Origin of the sequence: Methylobacterium sp. CCH5-D2, assembly GCF_001556475.1 — a bacterium.
Lineage (GTDB): Bacteria > Pseudomonadota > Alphaproteobacteria > Rhizobiales > Beijerinckiaceae > Methylobacterium > Methylobacterium hispanicum.
Window position 1 is genome coordinate 1 of sequence record NZ_LSIX01000225.1, and the last position, 7,019, is coordinate 7,019.

Annotated in this window: 5 protein-coding genes; 2 read left to right on the plus strand and 3 right to left on the minus strand. The window is 73.8% G+C overall.

Going from position 1 to position 7,019, the window contains the following annotated elements; genetic code table 11:
* Positions 1-85 precede the first annotated feature (85 nt).
* From AX737_RS05840 to AX737_RS05850, 3 genes are all read right to left on the minus strand, one after another.
* On the minus strand, positions 86-943 hold the full coding sequence (locus AX737_RS05840) for a formyltransferase family protein (protein WP_066919766.1): 858 nt from the start codon (positions 941-943) through the stop codon (positions 86-88).
* A complete protein-coding gene (locus AX737_RS05845) occupies positions 943-1,710 on the minus strand; it encodes an SDR family NAD(P)-dependent oxidoreductase (RefSeq protein ID WP_066919768.1) in 768 nt (255 codons plus the stop codon). The genes AX737_RS05840 and AX737_RS05845 overlap by 1 nt, the downstream gene beginning before the upstream one ends.
* Before the next feature lie 204 nt (positions 1,711-1,914).
* Entirely contained in the window at positions 1,915-3,216 is a 1,302-nt protein-coding gene (locus tag AX737_RS05850; RefSeq protein WP_066919774.1) for a capsular biosynthesis protein, read from the minus strand.
* A gap of 508 nt (positions 3,217-3,724) precedes the next feature.
* On the opposite strand from AX737_RS05850, the gene AX737_RS05855 reads away from it, so the two are divergent.
* Entirely contained in the window at positions 3,725-5,221 is a 1,497-nt protein-coding gene (locus tag AX737_RS05855; RefSeq protein ID WP_066919770.1) for a capsular biosynthesis protein, read from the plus strand.
* The gene (locus AX737_RS05860; protein ID WP_066919772.1) at positions 5,218-6,708 is read left to right on the plus strand and encodes an LTA synthase family protein; all 1,491 of its coding nucleotides are present in this window, start codon (positions 5,218-5,220) and stop codon (positions 6,706-6,708) included. The genes AX737_RS05855 and AX737_RS05860 overlap by 4 nt, the downstream gene beginning before the upstream one ends.
* Positions 6,709-7,019 lie beyond the last annotated feature (311 nt).

Sequence of the window (7,019 nt, forward strand, 5' to 3'; positions counted from 1 at the left end):
GGTTCCAGTGGCGATCGAGGAGACGACCCCCGCCATATGCGATCGCCCTGCCCGCAGAGGGGGGAGGGCGATTGCGCGGCTGTTTCTATCCCCGCGCGTTCAGCGCCAGTGCCTCGGCAAGATCCCGCGCATCCGTCAGTTTCTGGCCGCGGGCGCGCATCGCCCGCAGCATCGCCCGGTTCGGGAACGGGCAGTAGGGCAGCACCGGCACGTGCTCGCCCTCGGGTATCTCACCGTCCCGTGCGATCCGGTCGAGCAAAGCCTGCAGCATCAGCAGGCCGTGCTGGTGCAGCTGCACCGAGGCGCGCGTCGCCGTCACGTTGGGCGAGAGGCGGAACCGCTCCTGCGCCAGGATCGCTCCCGCATCGATCTGCGGGGCGAGCCGGTGCAGGGTCATGCCGAAGGCGTCGGGCCCCTCGGCGAGCGCGTGGATCGTCGGCACCGGGCCGCGGTGGCGCGGCAGCAGCCCCGGATGGGCGTTGATCCCGCCGAGCCGGGCCGCCGCAATCGTCTCGGGCCTGAGAATCTGGTCGAAATGATAGGTGAGGATCAGATCCGGCGCGTGCTCGCGCAGGGCCTGGGCCACCTCAGGCCCGTTCACGTCGTCGACGGTCAGCACCGGCACGCCGTGGCGGGCGCAGAGCGCGGCGAGCGGCGTGGTCTCGCTGAGATCCTGGCTGCGTCCGAGCGCCTGGGTCAGGGGTGCGAGCGGGCGCAGCAGGTCGGGCAGCCCGAAATTGATGCCCAGATACGGCAGGATCCCGGGCCCGGAGCGCGCGAGGTGGCGCCGCACCTGGCCCACGAGGCCGCCCGCCGCCGGCCGCTCGGCGTTCGAGAGCCCCACGAAGGCGATCTCGAGCGCGTGGTCGGCCACGAACCGGCGCACGGCGCGCGCGTTCGGCAGCGCCTCCAGAACGAAGAGCGCGATGCGGGCGCGCGCCATCAGCGCCGCTTCCGGATCTGGAAGCGGAAGCCGTGCATGCCGAGGCGCCGCAGGGATTCGGGCAGGAGGCCCGCGCCGCGGGCCAGCACCGCGAGCAGCATGGGGAAGGCGACGATGTCCCGGTCGCGCTCCAGGCCCTTCGCGATGCGCCGGGCGGCCTGGTCGGCGCTCATCTCCAGCGGGCGCCAGCCCTTGTAGTCGCCGCCCATCGGGGTCTTCACGTAGCCCGGCGTCACCACGTTGATCTTCACGCCGCGGGCCCGGACCTTCTCGCGCAGCGCCAGCCCGTGGGCGAGCAGCGCCGCCTTGGCGCCGCTGTAGGCGGGCGCGTCGGGCAGCGGCGCGAAGGCCGCGAGCGAGGACATCAGGGCGATCTGCCCCCGGCCCCGGGCGAGCATCAGGCCGAGGCAGGGCAGCATCACGTTGAGGGCGCCGCCGAGATTGATGTCGGCGGTCTCGAAGGCGACCTCTTCGGTCTCGACATCGCCGGTCGGATGGCCGCCGTTGATCGCCGCGTTGACGACCGCGAGGTCGAGCGGGTGGCGCGCGTGCGCCGCCTCCAGGAAAGCGCGCACCGCGGGTCGGTCGCGCACGTCGAGGCACTCGGTCTCGACCGCGGCGCCACGGGCGCGGCAATCCTGCGCGACCGCGTCGAGGCGCGCCGGGTCGCGGGCGACGAGGACGAGGGTGGTGCCCGGGCCGGCATAGTGCCGGGCGAGCGCCGCGCCGATGCCGCTCGACGCGCCGGTGATCAGGATGCAGGGCATGGGCGCGGTGCTACCCCGCGGCGGTCCGCCGGATCAAGCTTGCAGCCAAGTCAGGGATCCCAAAGGACTGCGTCCTTTGGCGGGGGGCCGGGGCGCGCAGCCCCGGGATTGGTCTCTCCGACCCGGCAGAGCCGGGACGGGGAGATCAAATGCAGGGCTCTGCCCTGCACCCGCGAAAGGTCTCGACCTTTCGAAACCGGGACTTCAGTAGACGGGGGCGAGGCGCCCGTCCTCCTCCGCCCGCTCGCGGATGGCGCGGGCGGCGGCGAGGGTCGCGTCGGGCATGGCCGATTCCATGCGCGGCACCGAGCCGGCGACCGCGCGGGCGATCGCCTCCTGCGAGAAGAAGCCGCCGTTCACCTGGGTCCGGTTGAGGACGACGCGGCGGAAGTCGGCGACCAGATCCATGTCGGGCGCCGTCGGCTCGGTCCAGAAGCTGTCGAGGTCGCCCTGATGGGTCAGGCCCGCCATGTTGTAGATCGCGGTGCCGACCGCGTGGGTCGGGCGGCCCATCTCCAGCGACAGCATGCCGACCGTGGAGTTCACGATCACCACGCCCCGCGCGCCCGCGATCAGGGCCGGCAGGTCGCCGCCGTCGATGAAGTCGAGCCGTTCGCTGACCCCGTGGCGCCGGGCCGAGGCGCGGGCGAAGCGGCGCCAGTTCATCAGGCCGCTGTCGAGCGGGTGCAGCTTCACGAGGAGGCGGGTCGGCGCCTTCGAGGTCTCGGCGAAGGACTTGATCACCCGGTCCATGAAGCCCTCGACCCCGAGGAAGGGGGAGTGCACGCGGATCTGGTAGTCGCTGTCGAGCTGGAGCGGCAGCAGGAAGTAGTCGCACCCGACCGCGCGGTAGATCTCGTCGCAGTGGGCGGCCTCGCGCCGGGTCCGGCCGCGGCGGGCGAACTTCTTGATCCAGCCCGCATATTCCATCGCGATATGCGTGGGCCGGTGGCTGCGGAAGCGCGGGTAGAGATAGGGGAACAGCACGTTGGCGAGGTTGTAGCTCACGTCCCACAGGCTGCGGCGCGCCATGTCGCCGGACGACGGCAGGGCGCGGGCCGGCTGCGGCAGGCGGCGGGCGAGCGCGCGGACCGCCTCGGACGTGCGGGGCAGCGAGGAGTAGCCGTTCACGCCGCCGAGTTCGCAGGTGATCCAGTTCGGCCGGACATAGCCTTCCTCGAAGACGTGGACGCGCAGCCCCTCCCGCGCCGCCACTTCGCGGGCGACCACGTGGAAGGGGCGGCAATCGCCGAACAGCACGATGTCGGTGACGCCGTGCTCGGCCACGTAGGCGTCCAGATAGGCTTCCCAGCCGGTGCGAGGCCCGCGGTAATGGTCGGAGCCGCCGCCCCAGAACAGCCAGTCGCCCGAGCAGAAGTTGATCCGCCGCACGCCGTGGCCCCGCGCCCGCAGCGCACGGCCGAGATCGGAGAAGAAGGGCGAGGCGATGCCCTGCAGGAACAGGAAGGTGGCCGGACGGTCGCGGTCGGCGCCCTCGCGGACCATCGGATCGAGCGGGACCGCCCGGACCTCGGGCCGCGGCGGCAGCCGGGTGGCGGTCTCGGTTCCGACGGTCGCGGAGCCGAGGATCGCGGTGTCGGCGCTTGTGGTGTCCTGGCGAGGCTGCAGCATTCTGAGGCGCTTCTGTCCTTCACCGCGCCGGAAGCCGCGGACGTCTCCGGCAGTCGATCATGGGCTTGCACGACACCCCGGTCCTCAGCAATCCGCTGCGGGGGTCGATCCCTGTGAATCCCGGGGGCTGTGACCGCGCCGCAACGCGCGGTACCGCCCCGGTTCAGCCGGGGTATGGGGCAATCGCGGCGGCGATGTGTCCGCACCCGCTGAGGTTGCGGCCGTCCCGCGCTGCGACCGCGTTCGGGCGGGACTTGTCCCCGCTGCCCACGTTACGCACAGGATCGGCCACGCGCGCCCGAAAATGCGCTACAGGCGGGCGAGCCCCGCGGCAGCCCCGCGGGTGCGACGCGTGACGGGCCGGGGAGACAGCGCCGCGAACATGGAAGCCGCATCGACCGACTTCTTCGCGATCGGACCGACGGTCCGCCACCTGTGCGCCGAGATCGCGGCGGCGACCGGCGGCGCCTGCGTCCGCTTCGGCCGGTCCGGCGCGCGCGCGGCCGTGTGGCGGGGGGACGCGCTCTCCGCCCGGCTGGCCGCGGCCCTCGGACGGCACACGCTCGTCGTCGAGCCCGGCCCGCTCCTCAGCCCCTACGACACGCCGGCGACGGGCCTCGCCTCGCTGCGCATCCACGGTCCGGACGGTGCGCGCGTGCATCATTTCGATCCCTGGACGCGCCGGCCGGTCTCGTCCGAGGACTGCGCCGAGAAGGTCGCGTGGCTCGCCGCGCGCTTCGCCGAGAACGACCGGCGGGTGGTCTATGTCGGCATCTCGAAGTGGAAGCGCCCGGCGCTCGACGTCTTCGCCGCCGGCCCGGCGGGGCCGCCGGTCCACACCATGACGGTGGCCGACGCGGTCGCGGCCGGGCGGCGCCACGGGGCGCGGGTGCGGGCCTGGGCCACCCGGGCACCGGAGGCCCTGGAGGCGGCCTGCGCCGAGGCCGGCCTGCCGCTCGCCCGGATCGAGGACGGCTTCCTGCGCTCGGTCGGGCTCGGCGCGAGCCTGCGGCCGGGCGCCTCCATCGTGGTGGACGACGCCGGCATCTACTACGACCCGCGCCGGGACAGCCGGCTCGCGCTGATCCTGAAGGGGGCGGCCTTTCCCGCGCCGCTCGTCGCGCGGGCCCGGCGCCTGCGCGAGGCGGTCGTGGCGCGCCGCCTCAGCAAGTACAATGTCGGGCTGGACGCCGGCACGGCCGACTGGCCGACCGGCCGCCGGGTCGTGCTGGTGCCGGGGCAGGTCGAGGACGACGCCTCGGTACAGTACGGCTCGCCGACCGTGCGCTCGAACCGGGCCCTGCTGGCCGCGGCCCGCGCGCGCAACCCCGACGCCTTCCTGCTCTACAAGCCGCATCCCGACGTCGAGGCCGGCTTCCGGCCCGGCGCGATCCCGGAGGCGGAGGCGCTGGCGCTCGCCGACCGCGTCGTCGCCGGCATCAGCATCGTGGACCTGCTCGACCGGGTGCAGCACGTCGAGACCATGACCTCGCTCGCCGGCTTCGAGGCGCTGATCCGGGGGCTGACCGTCGCAACCCACGGCCGGCCGTTCTACTCGGGCTGGGGCCTCTGCGAGGATCTGGCGCCGGGGGCCGACCGCGGCCGGCGCCTCGCGCTGGACGAACTCGTCGCCGGGGCGCTCATCCTCTACCCGCGCTATCTCGACCCGGTGGCGATGAAGCCCTGCGAGCCGGAGCAGCTCCTCGACCGGCTCAGCGCCGCGCGCCAGACGGCGCCCAGGAGCGCGCTCGCGCTGGGCCGCCTCGCGCACCTGAGCATGCGGGCGCGCTACGGCCTCTTCAACCCGATCGTCCGGCGCCTGCGCGCGCGCCGCGGCATCCGCCAAGGACTCGGCAACGGACAAGGACCGGACGCGTGAGCGTCCTCGCAGGCTTCCTCGCGCCCCTGGCCTGCGCGCTCGCGCTCGCCGCGACGATCGAGGCATGGGGCGGCGCCGCGCGGGCGCCCCTCGGTCGGCGACCCGGCGACCTCGCCCTGCGGCTCGGCGCCTACGCGCTGCTCACCGTGTTCTGGTTCTGCTTCTCCTGGCGGCCCTGGCTCGCCGCCAGCAGCACCGTGACCACCGTGGCGGCGCTGGTTCTGATCAGCCGGGCCAAGCGCGCGGTGATCGGCGAGCCGCTGGTCTTCAGCGACTTCGCCCTGCTGCCGCAGGTGCCGCGCCACCCGCAGCTCTACTACATCCCGCCGGTGACGAGCCCGCGCGTCGCCGGCCCGTTCCTCATCGCGCTCGCGGGCATCGCGCTCTGGTACTGGCTCGAGCCGAGCCTGCTGCCCGCCGGGCCGGGGCGGAGCCTCGCCGCGATCGTGGCGCTGCCGCTCGCCCTGCTGGGGCTCGCCGCCGCGGCGACGCGGGGGCCGCTCGCGCAAGCTCTCGCCCGGCGCTTCCCGCGGCCGGATCTCGAGGCGGACATCGCCCGCGTCGGCCTGCCGGCGACGCTCATGGCCTACGCGCTGCGCCGCCGCACCGAGGCGGCTCCCGCCGCGGTGCCCGCCGAGCCGACGGCACCGGGCGATCCGGTGGTGGTCGTCATCCAGCTCGAATCCTTCATCGATCCGGAGCGCCTCGGCGGCCCGCGGCTTCCCGCCATGGACCTGATCCGGAGCCGCGCCGCCGAGTACGGCCGCTTGCGCGTTCCGGCGCACGGCGCCTACACGATGCGCAGCGAGCACGCCGTGCTCACCGGCGCCGCACCGGATGCGCTCGGCTTCGGCGTCTACGATCCCTACCTCGCCAACGGCGGCGACGAGCCGGCGAGCCTGCCCCGGCGGGCCGCGGCGAACGGCTACGAGACGCTCTTCGTCCACCCGTTCCACCGCAACTTCTTCCAGCGGGCGCGCGTGATGGAGCGCTTCGGCTTCCGCCGCCTCGTGATGGGCGAGGACTTCGCCGAGGCGCCCCGCACCGGTCCGTATGTGGGCGACGTGGCACTCGGCCGGCGCATCCTCGCGGAGGTGCGGGCGCGGCGCGGCCCGCTCTTCCTGTTCAGCGTGACGATGGAAAATCACGGCCCCTGGAAGCCAGGGCGGTTGCCGGGGGTGGACGACCCGCTGGCCCAGTACCTCCACCATGTCGCCAACACGGGCCGGATGATCGAGGAGCTGGTGGCCGGCTTGGGCGGGGAGCGGGCCACGCTCTGCGTGTTCGGCGACCACGCGCCCTCCCTGCCGACCTGCCGCCCCGGCTTCGGTGAGACGAGCACCGACTACGCCCTGTTCCGGTTCGGCGGGCCGGCTTGCGCGCCGCGGCGGATCGACCGGACCGCGGACGCGCTCGGCCGTCGCCTGCGCGCCACGCTTCACGCGGATATGACACCTCCGGCCGGGACGAGCCCCGCGCAAGCGTGACCGTGCCACTCTCGTGACGTATTGCGGGCCGATGCCCACCCGCACGATGGCGGCCAGCGCTGCGTGCCTGAACGCTCCGTTAAAGCGATCTCGGCCAAATGCGTTTCAGCCATGTGTGAGCAACGATCCTATGCCAGACCGACGACCGGCCGGCGGCCGGAGACCCGGATGGGAGTGTGTAATGGTGCGTAAAGCAGCGCTCGCCGCGCTGACGGCCGGCCTCCTGGCCGGATCCTCCGGCTTCCTGGCCGGCTGCTCCGTGCTGCCCGCGGCGGGTCCGACCTCGCGCGCGGTGGTGGCCGGCGCCGAGG

Excerpts from the sequence above, each read along its gene's own strand:
- AX737_RS05840 (WP_066919766.1), bottom strand. The coding sequence starts at position 943 with ATGGCGCGCGCCCGCATCGCGCTCTTCGTTCTGGAGGCGCTGCCGAAC.
- AX737_RS05855 (WP_066919770.1), top strand. The coding sequence starts at position 3,725 with ATGGAAGCCGCATCGACCGACTTCTTCGCGATCGGACCGACGGTCCGC.
- AX737_RS05850 (WP_066919774.1), bottom strand. The coding sequence starts at position 3,216 with ATGGTCCGCGAGGGCGCCGACCGCGACCGTCCGGCCACCTTCCTGTTC.
- AX737_RS05845 (WP_066919768.1), bottom strand. The coding sequence starts at position 1,710 with ATGCCCTGCATCCTGATCACCGGCGCGTCGAGCGGCATCGGCGCGGCG.